At 61.6% G+C, this 15,833-nt stretch carries 15 protein-coding genes and 2 pseudogenes; 9 read left to right on the top strand and 8 right to left on the bottom strand.

The features are described 5' to 3' along the window. Nucleotides 1-14: 14 nt before the first annotated feature. Nucleotides 15-770, bottom strand: a complete 756-nt coding sequence (locus CQ002_RS28870) for a methyl-accepting chemotaxis protein (protein WP_371919456.1) — start codon at nt 768-770, stop codon at nt 15-17. Between the two features lie 102 nt (nt 771-872). Then, nucleotides 873-2,162, bottom strand: a pseudogene (locus CQ002_RS28875) (HAMP domain-containing protein); the annotation flags it as partial. Between the two features lie 262 nt (nt 2,163-2,424). On the opposite strand from CQ002_RS28875, the gene CQ002_RS14740 reads away from it, so the two are divergent. From CQ002_RS14740 to CQ002_RS28885, 3 genes and pseudogenes are all read left to right on the top strand, one after another. After that, a complete protein-coding gene (locus CQ002_RS14740; RefSeq protein ID WP_177431172.1) occupies nt 2,425-3,744 on the top strand; it encodes a Na+/H+ antiporter family protein in 1,320 nt (439 codons plus the stop codon). Between the two features lie 100 nt (nt 3,745-3,844). Continuing rightward, nucleotides 3,845-4,666 (top strand): annotated as a pseudogene (locus CQ002_RS28880) (cache domain-containing protein); the annotation flags it as partial. A gap of 102 nt (nt 4,667-4,768) precedes the next feature. Beyond that, entirely contained in the window at nt 4,769-5,524 is a 756-nt protein-coding gene (locus CQ002_RS28885; protein WP_371919457.1) for a methyl-accepting chemotaxis protein, read from the top strand. 38 nt (nt 5,525-5,562) lie between these two features. On the opposite strand, the gene yegQ is transcribed toward CQ002_RS28885, so the two are convergent. Continuing rightward, a complete protein-coding gene (yegQ, locus tag CQ002_RS14750; protein WP_105161953.1) occupies nt 5,563-6,882 on the bottom strand; it encodes a tRNA 5-hydroxyuridine modification protein YegQ in 1,320 nt (439 codons plus the stop codon). Between the two features lie 223 nt (nt 6,883-7,105). Here yegQ and CQ002_RS14755 point away from each other — a divergent pair, with 223 nt between their 5' ends. From CQ002_RS14755 to CQ002_RS14765, 3 genes are all read left to right on the top strand, one after another. After that, entirely contained in the window at nt 7,106-7,369 is a 264-nt protein-coding gene (locus CQ002_RS14755; protein WP_034103637.1) for a DUF2790 domain-containing protein, read from the top strand. Between the two features lie 26 nt (nt 7,370-7,395). After that, nucleotides 7,396-8,604: a cytochrome c biogenesis protein DipZ gene (locus tag CQ002_RS14760; RefSeq protein WP_105161954.1), complete on the top strand. Its 1,209-nt coding sequence runs from the start codon at nt 7,396-7,398 to the stop codon at nt 8,602-8,604. 103 nt (nt 8,605-8,707) lie between these two features. Beyond that, complete coding sequence (locus CQ002_RS14765) at nt 8,708-9,775, top strand: AI-2E family transporter (RefSeq protein WP_034103641.1); 1,068 nt, start codon at nt 8,708-8,710, stop codon at nt 9,773-9,775. 36 nt (nt 9,776-9,811) lie between these two features. Here the strand turns inward: CQ002_RS14765 and CQ002_RS28325 are convergent, their stop codons facing one another. The 3 genes from CQ002_RS28325 to CQ002_RS14775 all read right to left on the bottom strand — a co-directional run bounded on the left by CQ002_RS28325 (nt 9,812) and on the right by CQ002_RS14775 (nt 10,848). Beyond that, a complete protein-coding gene (locus CQ002_RS28325; protein ID WP_034103643.1) occupies nt 9,812-9,976 on the bottom strand; it encodes a hypothetical protein in 165 nt (54 codons plus the stop codon). A gap of 91 nt (nt 9,977-10,067) precedes the next feature. After that, the gene (locus tag CQ002_RS14770; RefSeq protein ID WP_010211349.1) at nt 10,068-10,262 is read right to left on the bottom strand and encodes a hypothetical protein; all 195 of its coding nucleotides are present in this window, start codon (nt 10,260-10,262) and stop codon (nt 10,068-10,070) included. Nucleotides 10,263-10,494: 232 nt separating this feature from the next. Next, nucleotides 10,495-10,848, bottom strand: a complete 354-nt coding sequence (locus CQ002_RS14775) for a hypothetical protein (RefSeq protein ID WP_034103645.1) — start codon at nt 10,846-10,848, stop codon at nt 10,495-10,497. Between the two features lie 156 nt (nt 10,849-11,004). Between CQ002_RS14775 and CQ002_RS14780 the strand changes: the two genes are divergently transcribed. After that, the gene (locus tag CQ002_RS14780) at nt 11,005-11,823 is read left to right on the top strand and encodes a shikimate 5-dehydrogenase (protein WP_069022931.1); all 819 of its coding nucleotides are present in this window, start codon (nt 11,005-11,007) and stop codon (nt 11,821-11,823) included. A gap of 59 nt (nt 11,824-11,882) precedes the next feature. Here CQ002_RS14780 and CQ002_RS14785 read toward each other — a convergent pair whose 3' ends face one another. Then, on the bottom strand, nt 11,883-12,536 hold the full coding sequence (locus CQ002_RS14785) for a YceH family protein (protein ID WP_034103649.1): 654 nt from the start codon (nt 12,534-12,536) through the stop codon (nt 11,883-11,885). A gap of 116 nt (nt 12,537-12,652) precedes the next feature. Between CQ002_RS14785 and CQ002_RS14790 the strand changes: the two genes are divergently transcribed. Then, nucleotides 12,653-13,162: a DUF1993 family protein gene (locus CQ002_RS14790; RefSeq protein WP_105161955.1), complete on the top strand. Its 510-nt coding sequence runs from the start codon at nt 12,653-12,655 to the stop codon at nt 13,160-13,162. 62 nt (nt 13,163-13,224) lie between these two features. Here CQ002_RS14790 and sstT read toward each other — a convergent pair whose 3' ends face one another. Then, on the bottom strand, nt 13,225-14,445 hold the full coding sequence (gene sstT, locus CQ002_RS14795; protein ID WP_034103653.1) for a serine/threonine transporter SstT: 1,221 nt from the start codon (nt 14,443-14,445) through the stop codon (nt 13,225-13,227). Between the two features lie 227 nt (nt 14,446-14,672). Here sstT and CQ002_RS14800 point away from each other — a divergent pair, with 227 nt between their 5' ends. After that, the gene (locus CQ002_RS14800; protein WP_034103655.1) at nt 14,673-15,830 is read left to right on the top strand and encodes an MFS transporter; all 1,158 of its coding nucleotides are present in this window, start codon (nt 14,673-14,675) and stop codon (nt 15,828-15,830) included. Nucleotides 15,831-15,833: the final 3 nt, after the last annotated feature.

Consider the following 15,833-nt stretch of genomic DNA (forward strand, 5'->3'; position numbering starts at 1 on the left):
GCAGGTCTGTGTTTTTAGACGCGGAACTGATCCATCAACCCCTGCTGCTGATTCGCCAGGCTGTTCAATGCCTGGCTCACGCGCGCCGACTCATTCGCCTGTTCCGACAGCGACTCAGTCACATCGCGGATCGTAGCGACGTTGCTGTTGATCTCCTCGGCCACCGCGCTTTGCTCTTCGGCGGCACTGGCGATTTGCAGGTTCATGTCGCTGATCACTGTGACGGCATCGCCAATCTGGCGCAGGGCGGTCACGGCCTGTCCGACTTGTTCGACGCTGCCCTGGGCCTGGCGATAACTGTTGCCCATCGAGCCGACGACCTCTTCGGTGCCGTTTTGCAATTGCTCGATCACCAGGCGGGTTTCTTCCACCGATTCCTGGGTACGCCGCGCCAGATTGCGCACTTCATCGGCCACCACCGCAAAGCCACGGCCGGCCTCACCCGCGCGGGCGGCCTCGATGGCAGCGTTCAGCGCCAGCAGGTTGGTCTGCTCGGCGATGCCGCGAATCACTTCCAGCACCGAACCGATTTTCTCGCTGTTGGCGGCCAGGCCTTCGACTTGGGCCATGGCTGTGCTCATATCTGCCGCCAACTCCCCGATGTTGCGGGTGGTGCGATCGATCACCGTGAGGCCGTCGCGGGTGGCCTGGTCGGCATCGCGTGCCGCTTGCGCAGCCTGTGCGGCACTGCGCGCGACGTCCTGTGCGGTGGCGCTCATTTCATGGGAGGCGGTGGCCACCTGATCGACCTGGCGGTACTGCTGCTCCATGCCAGCGCTGGTTTCAGTTGCAATGGCGGCGGACTGGTCGGCGGTGCCACGGGCGTCCTGCACCGAGCGTTTCACCTCGGCGATGATTGGTTGCAGCTTGTCGAGGAAGCGGTTGAACCAGCCGGCCAATTGGCCCAATTCGTCCTGTTTGTCGTAGGCCAGGCGGCGGGTCAGGTCGCCTTCGCCGCTGGCAATGTCTTCGAGCATGTGCGCCACGCCGAGGATCGGCCGTGTCACGCTGCGTGCCATCAACCAGACCAGAATCAAGCCGACCACGGCGGCAATCAAGCCCAGGCCCAGTTCCAGCAGGGTGCCGTTGGCATTGTCGGTATCCAGTTGCGCCTTCAGTGCTTCGGCGGGGGCGATCAGGACTTTCTCTGGCACATCCAGCAACACGCCCCACGGCTTGCCGCCCGGGATCGGTGTGAATGGCGCCAGTACCTTGAGCTGATGGTCGGTACGCAGGCTGCGAATCTGGGTACTGCCGGCCAGGGCGCTGATCACCTGTGCGCCGTTGGCGGTGTCGACCTGGTCCAGGCGCTGGCTGAGCTTGCTGGCGTCCGCGCTGTAGCCGGCGAGCAAACCCGTGGGGCTGAGGATGCTGACCTGGGTCTGGCCGTCGTACAGTTTTTGGCTAGCCTGTTGGCTCACCGCCTGCAGGCTGTTGAGGTTGATGTCCACCGACAGCGAGGCGATGACTTTGCCATTGACCATCAGCGGGAAGACGATGCTGGTCATCAGCACGTTTTGCCCGTCGATCTTGTAAAAGTACGGTTCGATCACACATGGCTTGAGCGTGCTGCGTGGGCAGGTGAACCACGCGTTGGCCTTTTCACCGCTGGGGCTGATGCTGGTATCGGACATGTCGCTTTCTGGCAATGCCATCGAGGTCAGCGTGCCAGGCGTCGGTTGCGACCAGTACAAGGCGAAGCGGCCTTTGTCGTTACTGCCCAGCTCCGCCTGGCCTGTGAACAGTTCATCCTTGCCATCCAGGGCATTGGCTTCGAACACCAGGGACAGACCGAGCAAATCCGGGTTGGCCTGCAGCGCGGCCTTGACCTGGCGGGTCAGGTCTTCACGGGTGTCGAAGGCGTCGAGAAAGCGCTTCTCGGCTTGCTCGCGCAGGAACAGCACTTGGCGGGAGAAACCATGGCCGTACTGGTAGGCGTCCATGAACTGTTGACGAATGCCCAGTGCCTGCACTTCACCCTGGGCCTCGATGCGCGCCTGGGCGGCTTCATCCAGCATCTGCATGCTGGAAGCCTTGACCTGCTGCGAGCTCTGCTCCATGCGATACAGCGACAGACCCACCAGCAGGGTCACGATTCCCAGCAGGCACAGGCCGGCGAGCAGGGTGATTTTCCATTGAATGGAGAGCTGCCTAAGCGACATCGGTACATCCTTACCTGAAAACACATAGAGCCAAGGTATCGGCCGGTGCCGATCTTTCTTTATTCAAACGATCAATTTAAACCTGCTTTTTTGGTGAGCGAGCACACTCGCTCACCACGGGTTTTTTGACATGAGCGCCCACCTGCTGCAAAGTGCGCGCCCTCTAATAAGACCTCCTTCAAGCCTGCACGCTGGCTGCCACCCGATGGCTGCCTGGGCGCGGGCATGCCTGTTTTTTATGTTTCTGCTTGAGGTAACCATGATTAACGCAGTCATTGCCGCGGTCGGCACCATGCTGGTGCTCAGCCTGTCCCGCGTGCATGTGGTCATCGCCATCATCGTCGGGGCCCTGGTGGGCGGCCTTACCGGCGGCCTGGGTATCGACGCCACGCTCAAGGCTTTCAATGGCGGTTTGGGAGGGGGGGCTACTGTGGCGCTGTCCTACGCCTTGCTCGGTGCTTTCGCCGTGGCAATTGCCAAATCCGGCCTGGCTCACGCCCTGGCCGACAAGGCGCTACTGCTGGTAGACCGCCAGGAAGCCACCGGCGGCAGCCATGTCAAATGGCTGCTGATCGGCCTGCTGTGGGTGGTGGCGATTGCTTCGCAGAACATCCTGCCGATCCATATCGCGTTCATTCCGTTGCTGGTGCCGCCGCTGCTCTACGTGCTGACCAAGCTGCAGCTGGACCGTCGCCTGATCGCCTGCGTGATGACCTTCGGCTTGATCACGCCCTATATGTTCCTGCCGGTGGGCTTCGGCAATATCTTCCTCAACCAGATCCTGCTGGCCAACGTGGCCAAGAGCGGTGTGGACGTCAGCCAGGTCAACGTCACCCACGCCATGAGCCTGCCGGCGTTGGGCATGGTGGTGGGCCTGCTGGTGGCGGTGTTTGTCAGCTACCGCAAGAAACGCGTGTACGACCTGGAGAAAATCGAACGGGTCGAACAGGTGGCGGTGCAGTACAACCCACTGACCCTGCTGGTGGCCGGCCTGGCGATTGCCTCGGCGTTCATCATCCAGCTGTGGCTGGACTCGATGATCATTGGCGCCCTGGCCGGGTTCCTGATTTTCTCGGTGTCGGGCATCGTGCGCTGGCGCGACACTGACGACCTGTTCACCGAAGGCATGAAGATGATGGTCATGATCGGCTTCATCATGATCGCCTCCTCGGGCTTCGCCGAAGTGCTCAAGGCCACCGGCGATGTGCGCTCGCTGGTGGAAACCTCGGCGGCCTTCATCGGCCATAGCCGTGGGGTAGGGGCGTTGCTGATGTTGCTGGTCGGTTTGCTGGTGACCATGGGCATCGGTTCGTCGTTTTCCACGGTGCCGATCCTGGCCGCGATCTTTGTGCCGCTGTGTGTGCAACTGGGCTTCAGCCCGCTGGCGATCGTGTGCATTGTCGGCACCGCCGGTGCCTTGGGTGACGCCGGTTCGCCCGCCTCGGACTCAACCCTCGGCCCCACCTCGGGCCTGAATATCGACGGCCAGCACCACCACATCTGGGACACGGTGGTGCCAACCTTCCTGCACTACAACCTTCCACTGCTGGCTTTCGGCTGGCTGGCGGCCATGACCCTCTGACACCTCCCCAGCTGTAGGCGTTGACGTCCCCGGCGCCTACAGATCCCGGGCAAATGGCCGATAACCTCTCAAGTCGCCACTAATAAGAGAGAGAAAAGCCATGCGTCTGAGCCTCAAGGCCAAAGTCCTGTCCCTCGCCGTAGTGCCGGTGCTGCTGTTTGCCGTGGTCATCAGCCTGACCACCGTCTGGATCCTGCAGGGCCAGGCGCGCAACGAAGTCGACGAAACCCGCCAGCGCCTGCTCAATGACGCCAAGGCCACCCTGCAAAGTTATGTCGAGGTGGCCATGACCACCATCAAGCCACTCTACGATGCGGCAGCCCCCGGTGATACCGCTGCGCGCGCCCAGGTCGTCAAGCTGCTCTCCAACACCGGCTACGGCAAGGACGGCTACTTCTTCGGCTACGACTCCGAGACCATCCGCCTGTTCAAGGGCAACAGCCCCGACGGTGTGGGCAAGAGCTTCAAGGACAACCGCGACCCCAACGGCGTGTACGTCAACCGTGACCTGGTCAAGGTCGGCAAGGACGGCACCCACTACCTCCAATACAGTTCGACCCAGCCGGGCCAGACCGAGCTGGTGCCCAAGATGGGCTACACCGAATACCTGCCGAAGTGGGACATGGTCATCGGTACCTCGGTGAACCTGGATGGCATCGAAGCCCAGGTGGCGGTGGTCGAGGCCAAGGTGCAAAAACGCATGGAAGGCGTGCTGCTGAGCATTCTCGGCGTGGCCGTAGTGGTGCTGTTGGTGATTGCCGCCGTGGGGATCGTCCTGGCCAATACCATGCTGCGTCCGCTGCACCTGATGAAAGCCAACCTCGACGACATCGCTGCCGGCGAAGGTGACTTGACCCGCCGCCTGGCCATCACCAGCCAGGATGAGCTGGGCGACCTCGCAGGCGCGTTCAACCGTTTTGTCGACAAGATCCATGGGTTGGTACGCCAGATCACCGAGATGACCACCCAACTCACTGGCCTGGTCAGCCAGGTCTCCGACCAGGCCCAGCGCTCCGAACAGGCCATGGAGCGCCAGCGCCACGAGACCGACCAGGTCGCCACCGCGATCAACCAGATGTCGTCGGCCGCCCAGGAAGTGGCGCGCAGTGCCCAGGGTGCCTCAGTGGCGGCCCAGCAAACCGACGCCGAAGGCCAGGCCGCCAAGCGCGTGGTGGACGGCAGCATCGCGCAGATCCATGCGCTGGTGAACGACATCCGCAGCAGCGGCGTGTCCCTCGACAGCTTGCAGCAGGACGTGTCTTCCATCGTTAGTGTGCTCAGCGTGATCCGCTCCATCGCCGAGCAGACCAACCTGCTGGCGCTCAACGCCGCGATCGAGGCTGCACGGGCAGGGGAGGCCGGGCGTGGTTTCGCGGTAGTGGCCGATGAAGTGCGTGCCCTGGCCAGTCGCACGCAGACCAGCACCCAGGAAATCCAGGGCATGATCGATCGCCTGCAAAAAGGCACCGAAGCCGCCGTGGATGCCATGCGCCGCTCCAGCGATGCCGGTGACGGCACCTCGGCCCAGGCCAATGAGGCCGGTGCGTCCCTCGACACCATGGCCCAACTGATCGGCACCATCAATTCGATGAACGCCCAGATCGCCAGCGCTGCCGAAGAGCAGACGGCCGTGGCCGAAGAGATCAACCGCAGCGTGCATCAGATTGCCGTGGCGGTGGACAGCGTTGCCGACGAAACCCAATTGGGCGCCCAGACCTCCCGTAGCCTGGCGGATCTGGGTCAGCGCCTGGGGCAGTTGGTCGGCCAGTTCCGGATCTGATCAACGTAAGCTTCGGCGTCTGGTTGAACGCGACAGCGCTAGAGGTCGCGCATCAGCAAGCCGAAGCGCAAGTCCAGCTCGGCCGGGAGCGGCACATACACCGTGTGCCCGTCCCCTGGCGCGACGTCGACGGCCTCGCCCTTGGCGTTGTGCAGCGAGGCCAGGTCAAAGTGGAAGTTGCCAGCGGGCGTCATCAACTCCAGATGATTGCCCACGGCAAAACGGTTCTTCACCTTGACCTCGGCCAGTTCGCCGCGACGTTCTCCGGTCAGCTCGCCGACGAATTGCTGGCGTTCCGACACCGAACTGCCGTTCTGGTAGTTCTGATATTCATCGTGCACGTGCCGGCGCAGGAAACCTTCGGTATAGCCACGCTGGGCCAGGGACTCGAGGTCGGTCATCAGGTTGCGGTCGAAGGCGCGGCCGGCCACCGCATCGTCGATGGCCTGGCGATACACCTGGGCAGTGCGCGCGCAATAGAAGTGCGATTTGGTGCGGCCTTCGATCTTCAGCGAATGCACGCCCATGTGAGTCAGGCGCTCCACATGCTGCACGGCGCGCAGGTCCTTGGCGTTCATGATGTAGGTGCCGTGCTCGTCCTCGAAGGCGGGCATCTGCTCATCGGGACGGTTGGCTTCCTGCAACAGGAACACCTGGTCGGTCGGTGCGCCGATTCCCAGGGCAGGTTCCGGCTGAAACAGCTGGACGATGTCGCCCGTGGCGTCTTCCATCGCCGGGGTCGCCTGGTATTTCCAGCGGCAGGCATTGGTGCAGGAGCCCTGGTTGGCATCGCGCTTGTTCATATAGCCCGAGAGCAGGCACCGTCCGGAATAGGCCATGCACAAGGCACCGTGCACAAACACTTCCAGTTCCATGGTCGGCACTTGCTGGCGAATCTCACCGATTTCTTCCAGGGACAATTCCCGTGACAGGATGACCCGGCAGATCCCTTGCTGTTGCCAGAACTCGACGCTGGCCCAGTTCACCGTGTTGGCCTGCACCGACAAGTGAATCGGCATCTGCGGGAAGTGCCGGCGCACCAGCATGATCAGCCCGGGATCGGACATGATCAGCGCGTCCGGGCCCATGGCGATCACCGGGGCCAGGTCCTTGAGGAAGGTCTTCAACTTGGCGTTGTGCGGGGCGATGTTGACGACCACGTAGAAACGCTTGCCCAGCACATGGGCTTCCTGAATGCCCAAGGCCAGGTTGGCGTGGTCGAACGCGTTGTTACGCACCCGCAGGCTATAGCGCGGCTGGCCGGCGTAGACCGCATCGGCACCGTAGGCGAAGGCGTAGCGCATGTTTTTCAGGGTGCCAGCGGGGGCGAGCAGTTCGGGAGCGAGCAGGGAAGGCATGGGTAGGGATCGCAAAAGGTCACGACGTTAGCCGAGCTGCAATGGCGGTTTATTGATCCACGTCGTTCTTTGGGCTTTTTGTATCGCTGTGTATCGGCAGGCAGCCTGGATACGTGTGGATTTACACGCGCGGGTTTTCGACACAGGCGCGATACCCCGGGGGCTTCTAATGGATGGCAACGAGGCACATCGCCTCCAACCTTGAAGCCTGGAGCTAAACACCATGAACACGAAAGCCGTCTACGCCGCCTGCCTGTTTGCCGCGCTGAACATCTGCACGCTGTCGGCCCGCGCCGAAGCCAGCGTCACAGCGCACGCCTACGACTACGGCACTCACCTGGATATCAAGCGTGTCGTGTCGATGAGCCAGGATTCCGTGCCTGCCTGCGGCGTGGTCAATGCGCGGATGACCTACCTGGACTCCCACGATACGCCCCAGGTGCTGGACTACCTCAAGTTTGGCGACGGTTGCATTGGCGATAACTGAGTCTTCGCGGCCATAAGGTGAACAGCATGTTATTGATCGCATTCCTGGGCGGCATCCTGACCGTCCTCAGCCCTTGTATCCTGCCGGTGGTGCCGTTTCTGTTCGCCGCCGCTGACCGAACCCGCCGCTCGATCCTGCTGGCTCTTGGCGGCCTGGCCCTGACCTTCGCGCTGGTGTCCAGCCTGGCGGTGGTCAGCAGTGAGTGGGTGGTCCAGGCCAGTAACACCGGCCGCCACGTGGCACTGATCGTGATGGTGCTGTTTGCGCTGTCGTTGATCTCTGCGCGGGTCGGCGGCTGGCTGGCCCGTCCGTTCGTGGTGCTGGGCAACCGCATCGATCCGGACCGCCGCACGCTGTCCGGGCCACTCAGGGCGCTGTTGATCGGCGTCGCCACCGGCCTGTTGTGGGCCCCGTGCGCCGGGCCGATCCTGGGAGTGATCCTCACCGGCGCGATGTTGCAAGGTGCCAATGCGCACACCAGCCTGTTGCTGGTGGCCTATGGGCTGGGCAGTGCATTGTCCCTGGGCACCTTGATGTTTGCCGGGCGCGGCCTGGTCAATCGACTCAAGGCGTCAATCCCGGTCACCGGTTGGCTGCGCCGTGGGGCAGGGGTGGCGGTGTTGGCGGCGGCGGTGTTGATTTCCAGCGGCGCCGACAAAACCCTGCTGGCCGGTACGTCGTCCGAAGGCCTCAGTAGCCTGGAGAAAGGCGTGCTCGAAACGGTCCCCAAAGTGGTGGACTACGTGGTAAGCAAGGTCAAGGCCGATCCCGAACGGGCCAACACGCAGGGTGCCATGCCGCCACTGGCGGGTGCAGTCGAGTGGCTCAATTCACCCGAACTCACCCGCGAATCCTTGAAAGGCAAAGTGGTCTTGGTCGACTTCTGGACCTACGACTGCATCAATTGCCAGCACACCCTGCCATACGTCAAAGCGTGGGCGAAAAAGTACGAAAAGGACGGGCTGGTAGTGATCGGCGTGCATACCCCGGAATACGGCTACGAGCGCATCATTGGCAACGTCAAGGACCAGGTGCGCAAGCTGGGCATCACCTACCCTGTGGCCATCGACAACAACTACGCGATCTGGCGCAGCTTCGACAACCAGTACTGGCCTGCCCATTACCTGATCGACGCCAGCGGGCAAGTGCGTTACACGCATTTTGGCGAAGGTCGTTATGAGGCTCAGGAGCAAATGATCCAGACCTTGCTGGATGAGGCCAAAGCCCCCAAGTGAAGCGGTCTATGCTTGTTCGATAAACGAGGGCACTCCCAGGTTTCGCTGCGGACTAAGCAACAGGGCCTACAAGGGCCCGATGCTTTTCTGACATGGACCGGACATGAATCAAACCAACCTGCAATTCAAAACCCTGCTGTTACTGCTGGGCCTGGTAACCGTCGCTTTCATTTGGATACTGCTGCCGTTCTACGGCGCAGTGTTCTGGGCGGTCATCCTCGGCATCATCTTTGCCCCGATGCAGCGTCGCCTGCAGCAACGCTTTGGCTGGAACCGCAATTTCACTTCCCTGGCGACCTTGTCGGCTTGCCTGATCATCGCGATCTTGCCGGTGATCATCACCAGCGCCTTGCTGGTGCAAGAGGGTGCGACGCTCTACAAGAACATCGAGAGCGGCAAGCTGGATGTGGCCGGTTATATCGAGCAGTTCAAGAACGTGCTGCCGCCCTACTTCCAGCACCTGCTGGACCGCTTTGGCATGGGCAATCTGGAAGGCTTGCGGGAGAACATCGTCAAGAGTGCGATGCAGGGCAGCCAGTTCTTCGCGACCCAGGCGTTCAGCTTCGGGCAGGGCACGTTTGATTTCCTGGTGAGTTTTTTCATCATGCTGTATTTGCTGTTTTTCCTGCTGCGCGACGGCCCGGAGCTGGTGCGCAAGGTGCGCACGGCAGTGCCCTTGGCCGAGCCGCAGAAGCGCCGGTTGCAACTCAAGTTCAATCGGGTGGTGCGTGCCACGGTCAAGGGCAACGTACTGGTGGCCGTGACCCAGGGTGCGCTGGGTGGGTTGATCTTCTGGTTCCTGGATATCCCCAGTGCGTTGCTCTGGGCGGTGCTGATGGCGTTTCTGTCGTTGCTGCCAGCGGTGGGCGCGGGGATCGTATGGGGGCCGGTGGCCGCGTACTTCCTGTTGAGCGGCTCGATCTGGCAGGGCGTGGTGCTGGCGCTGTTCGGCGTGTTTGTGATCGGCCTGGTGGACAACGTGCTGCGCCCGATTCTGGTGGGCAAGGACACCAAAATGCCGGACTACCTGATCCTGATCTCGACTCTGGGCGGTCTGTCAGTGTTTGGCCTGAACGGCTTTGTGATCGGGCCGCTGGTGGCGGCGTTGTTCATGTCGAGTTGGGCGTTGTTCGTGGAGAGCAAGCCGCGAGTCAAGTTGCCATTACCTTAGAAGCCGCTTCACGCTTCAAGCTTCAGGCTTCAGGCTTCAGGCTTCAGGCTTCAGGCTTGCAGCGGCTTCACGGCTGCTTTTAAAAGGGCCGCTGATGGCTTCGCCATCGCGAACCAGGTACCAGCAGGCGAGTAATCCCGACGCTCGAAGAGCGGCGGGGACGGCGCTGCCAATGACGGACATGATCTGAACAGTGGGCATAAGGACCTCCAATCGCTATGGAGGTCACCTTACGGGTCTGGACGGCTAAGGAAAAATCACCTGGCTCGATAGTCGACATCGACGCGAGACGTCAGTCCACGACCTGATCGAGCATGTTCACCACTTCCTGCTCGCTGAGCAGGCCTTTGCGCACCAGGTTTTCTGCCAGCAACGCAAGGAATTTGGCGCTGCGGTGTCCCTCCAGGTGCTTGAGCTCCGTGAGGGCACTGTAGACCTTGCTGGACGTACAGAGGCCAGCGGTGCGGTGCGGGTTTTGCGTGGGCATGGTCAGTCGTCCTTGTTGTTATTGGGTGGACAGGCTCGATAGTGGGAGTGTGTCGTGACACAAACATGACAGCGTAAGGCCAGGTCGAGCAAGTAGACATTGGTGTCGATGATGTGCGATTTGGCCTCGAACATTGTCCTCAGAGCGACCTTGGCAGCCTGAATCCGGACTTTTCACGCAAAAAAAGGCCCCGCTGTCGGGCGAGGCCTGTTTTTGAGGTGACGATTGCCGGTTACCAGCCGCGGCGATAATAGCCGTGGGGAGGGCCATAGTAGCCACGGGGTGGGCCGTAATAGACCGGCGCCGGGCGGTAGTAAACCTGTTCTTGCACATACACCGGAGGTGGCGGTGCGTAGTAGACCGGTGGCGGCGCTGCATAGACCGGCTGCGGTTGCACATACACCGGCTGCTGCACGTAGACCTCGCGTGGTTGGCTGGCAACGACGGAGCCTACGACTGCTGCGCCGACTAAAGCACCCAATACAGCCGGGCCACCCCAACCACCACCGTGGGCGGAGGCTTGGCCTGCCATAGCGAGTGCGCCAACAAGCAAGGCGATCTTGGGGATTGTACGAATCATGGTCATTCCTCGGTTAGCCCCAGCGCTTGTGGTCTGCAATCAATAGACTCAAGTAATGTCGCGGGGATACTTTTAAGACAACGTATTTCTGAAAAACAGCACAGCCGCTAGGTAAAGGTTGTGTAAGGTCTGTACCGATTTGCTTACTCAAAGGAGTTACCCATGCAGATGCACCCCAACAAGGACACCCGGCTGTGCATGTCACTGTCGGCGCGCCCCGGGAATTTCGGCTTGCGTTTTCATAACCACCTGTACGAACAGCTGGGTCTGAACTTCTACTATAAAGCCTTCAGTAGCCAGGATTTGCCCGGCGCGATCGGCGGTATCCGGGCGCTGGGCGTGCGGGGTTGCGGGGTTTCCATGCCGTTCAAGGAGGCCGCTATTGCCTTGGTGGATGAACTCGACGATTCGGTTCAAGCCATCGACTCCCTGAACACCATCGTTAACACCGACGGGCACCTCAAGGCCTACAACACCGACTACATCGCGATCGAGCAGTTACTGAAAAAGCATGCCGTGCCGAAAGCATCGACCTTTGCCCTACGAGGCAGCGGTGGCATGGCGAAGGCCGTGGCCAGTGCCTTGCGCGATGGCGGTTACGCCAATGGCGTGATCGTGGCGCGCAACGAGACGGCGGGCCGGGCGTTGGCGCGAAACCTGGGCTATCAGTGGCAGGCCGAGTTGGGCGACTTGCGCCCGCAGATGCTGATCAACGTGACGCCCATCGGCATGACCGGCGGCGCCGAGGCGGATGCGCTGGCATTTGACGCCGAAGCCGTGGATGCTGCAGAGACCGTGTTCGATGTAGTGGCGATCCCCGCCGAAACGCCATTGATCGTGCGCGGACGGGCCAAGGGCAAGCGAGTGATTACCGGGCTGGAAGTGATCGCGATCCAGGCGCTGGAGCAGTTTGTGCTCTATACCGGTGTGCGACCGACGCAGGAGCAGTTCGAAAAAGCCGTGGCATTTGCACGCCACTGAAGAATACGGAACATCCAATGTGGGAGCAGGCAAGCCCGCGCCCACATTTTTGGATCGCGTCAGGCCTGTTCCAGCTGTGCCAGCCGCTCTTCCAGCGCCGCAATCCGTGCTTCCAGCTCTTCGATGCGTTCTACAGACACGCCACTGACAGCCCCACGCTCCACCGGGCTCCCTCGCGCCGCGATAATTGCCTCGATCTCTGCCGGATCTCCCAGTGCGTGGGTGTAGCGATCTTCCCGCTGTCCCGCCTGACGCGGCACCAACAGTGCCAGCCCGCGGGCAATCAGGCGCTCGAGCTGGTGCACCACCTGCTCGGCATCTTCGAAGTCATGCATGCGCCCGCTGCGGGTGAGCAACTCATTGACGGTCTGCGGCCCGCGTAAAAACAGTAGCCCGGTCAGGATCACCTGGGCCGGCACCAGTTCCAGCGCCTTGTCCACACGATGCTCCCAGCGGTCGGCACGGCTGCCCATTACCAGGCGGGTGAAACCCTGGCCCTCGAGCACACGCAGGCTCTGGCCGACCTGGCCCTGGCTGAGGTTCATCACCGGTTCGCGGCTGGTTTTCTGGTTGCAGGCCAGGACCAGGGCATTGAGCGTCAGGGGGTAGGTTTCCGGGTTGGTCGCCTGTTTTTCGATCAGGCAGCCCAGGATGCGGATTTCCGTGCTGTTCAGGCGCGGCTCAGGGGTGTCGGTGTCGTGCTCGGCGGTCATCGCGCTTTCCCTATGCATTGAAGGTCCTTAGCGTAATCCCGAAAAAATAAAAGACAAGCGCCCGGCATGCCTATAATCGTCGCTGGTTCAAACCTGCCATTACCCATGAGACTGCCATGACTATTTCCCTGTACGCCTCTTCCATCCCGGTCTTCAAGCAAATGCTCACCGCCCTGAGCGGCGTGTTGACCAAGGCCGAAGCCCACGCAACCGCCAAGAACATCGAGCCGAACGCCTTGCTGCAAGCGCGCCTGTTCCCGGACATGTTCCCACTGGTGCGCCAGGTGCAGATCGCCGTCGATTTCGCCAAGGGCGTTTCCGCGCGCCTGGCCGAGATCGAAGTGCCGAAATATGAAGACACCGAAGTCACCTTCGCTGACCTGCAAGCGCTGATCGCCAAGGTGCTGGCGTTTATCGACACCCTCCAGCCTGCACAAATCGACGGCAAGGAAGGCATCGAGATCGTCACCCGTCCTGGCACGCCGAAAGAGAAGCGCTTCAGCGGCCAGTCCTATCTGCTGACCTACGGTCTGCCGCAGTTCTTCTTCCACGTCACCACGGCTTACGCTTTGCTGCGCCACAACGGCGTGGAAGTGGGCAAGCGTGACTACATGGGCGCTTTCTAAGCGCGCATAAAAAACCGGGGCGGTTCATACACGAGCCGCCCCGGTTTTTTTGTGCGCGACTGTTAAGCCGGCTGCTGTTCCTTGCCCAGGCACGCGGCCGCGGTGAACAGCACATCGGTGGACGAATTGAGCGCGGTTTCGGCCGAGTCCTGCAGCACGCCGATGATGAAACCGACAGCCACCACCTGCATCGCAATGTCGCTGGGGATGCCAAACAGGCTGCACGCCAGGGGAATGAGCAGCAGCGAACCACCCGCCACGCCAGAGGCGCCACAGGCACAGATGGCGGCGACCACACTGAGCAGCACCGCAGTCGGCAGGTCGACGGCGATACCCAACGTGTGCACGGCGGCCAGGGTCAGGACTGTGATGGTAATCGCGGCACCCGCCATGTTGATGGTGGCACCGAGGGGGATCGACACCGAGTAGGTGTCTTCATGCAGGCCCAGGCGTTTGCTCAGCGCCAGGTTGACCGGAATGTTCGCGGCCGAGCTGCGGGTGAAAAACGCGGTGATCCCGCTTTCACGCAGGCACATCAGCACCAGTGGGTACGGATTGCGGCGCAGTTTCCAGAACACGATGGCCGGGTTGATCACCAGCGCCACGAACAGCATGCAGCCGATCAGCACCACCAACAGGTGGGCGTAGCCGAGCAGGGCGCCGAAGCCGGAGGTGGCCAGGGTCGAGGCCACCAGGCCGAAGATGCCCAGGGGGGCGAAGCGGATCACCACGCGCACGATCAACGTGACGCCATTGGACAGGTCGTCGAGCACGGTGCGGGTGGTTTCCCCAGCATGACGGATGGCAATCCCCATGCCGATGGCCCAGGCCAGGATGCCAATGAAGTTGGCATTCATCAGCGCGCTGACGGGGTTGTCCACCACGCTCAGCAACAGGCTTTGCAACACCTCGCCAATGCCGCCCGGCGCGCTGACCGTTGCGTCATGGGTCGCCAGCACCAGTGAGGAGGGGAACCACATGCTGGCAATCACCGCGACCACGGCTGCAGCAAAGGTGCCCAGCAGATACAGGAACAAAATCGGCTTGATGTGGGTTTCCTGGCCATGCTTATGGTTGGCGATCGACGCCATCACCAGCACAAACACCAGGATCGGTGCCACGGCCTTGAGTGCCGTGACAAAGACCTTGCCGATAAAACCGGTGGCCTTGGCCGCCTCGGGCAGCAGCAGGGCCAGCAGAATGCCGGCGATCAAACCGATGACGATTTGTGTGACCAGGCTGACGCGCGCTAGTCGATGCAGGAGGGAAGGGGCAGCAGTCATAAACACTTGTCTCTAGTTTTTGGAGGCACAGCGGCACAGGCGGAAAGGGCTGTAGGACGCGGATCGCGAAGTCTAGCATGCGGAAGGGCACCTCCCTGGCGGTGCGGCATTGCGTCGCCACGTACCCAAGCTTTCGCAAAATCCTGTTAAGATTCTGTCCTCTCATTTTTCCTATCCTTCAGCGAGCCCCCAGGGCAGTCGTTGATGTCGTCGTTTCTGGAGTTTTCATGTTGTTTCCCATCCTGCTGCTGTCGGCCGCCGGCTTTACCGTGCTGACCACAGAATTCGTCATCGTCGGCCTGCTGCCGTCCATTGCCCGTGATTTACACGTCAGCGTGTCCCAGGCCGGGCTGTTGGTGACATTGTTCGCGTTTACCGTGGCGGCTTTTGGCCCATTTCTCACGGCCTACTGCGCGCGTTTCCCACGCAAGCGGCTGTTTATCAGCATCTTGATCATGTTCGGCGTGGCCAATACTGTGGCGGCACTGGCACCGAACATTTGGGTGATGGCGTTGGCTCGGTTGATCCCGGCCCTTGGCCTGCCGGTGTTCTGGGCCTTGGCCAGTGAAACGGCGGTGGACATCGTCGGCCCCGAATACGCCGGGCGCGCTATAGAAAAGATCGGCTTCGGTATCGTCTGCGCCACGGTGTTCGGCATTCCGGTGGGCACGCTGATTTCCGATATGTTCGGCTGGCGTACCGCGTTTGCCATCCTCGCGGTCGTGGCGGTGGCCAAGGCCTTGCTGCTGTTTATCTACTTGCCGGTGACAAAACCGAAGAACAATGAAGTGACGTTGCGCGCGCAGTTCAAGATCCTGCGCAACCCGCTGATGCAGGGCCATATTTTGCTGTCGATCCTGGTGTTCAGTGGCATGTTCACGGCGTACACCTACCTGGCGGACATCCTTGAGCGCCTCGCCGGTTTCGACGGCACGCTGGTGGGCTGGTGCCTGATGGGCTTCGGCGCGGTCGGGTTGATTGGCAATTCGCTGGGCGGGCGTGCGGTGGATCGCCACCCGTTGATCGCCTCCATGGTGTTCTGCGGCTTCATGATCGCCGGCATGGTCGCGCTGGTGCCGGCGATTCACTCCACCGTCGGCCTGGCGGCGGCGATGGCCGTGTGGGGCGTGACTCAGGCAGCGATGTTTCTGGTCAGCCATGTGCGCTTGATGAAGGCCGCGCCCCACGCGCCTGCGTTTGCCGCGTCGCTGAATATCGCCGGGGCCAACCTGGGGATCGGCCTGGGCGCCATGGTAGGTGGCCATGTGATCGATACCCTCGGCCTGGGCAGCCTGGGCTTTGCGGCTTCCGGGTTTATCCTGGTGTCGATCCTGCTGGCGTTGTGGCTGATGACCGCCAAGCAACCAGTCGCCTCCAACGCCTGAATA

The sequence above is a fragment of the Pseudomonas sp. MYb13 genome (assembly GCF_002980075.1).
In the GTDB taxonomy this organism is placed as follows: domain Bacteria; phylum Pseudomonadota; class Gammaproteobacteria; order Pseudomonadales; family Pseudomonadaceae; genus Aquipseudomonas; species Aquipseudomonas lurida.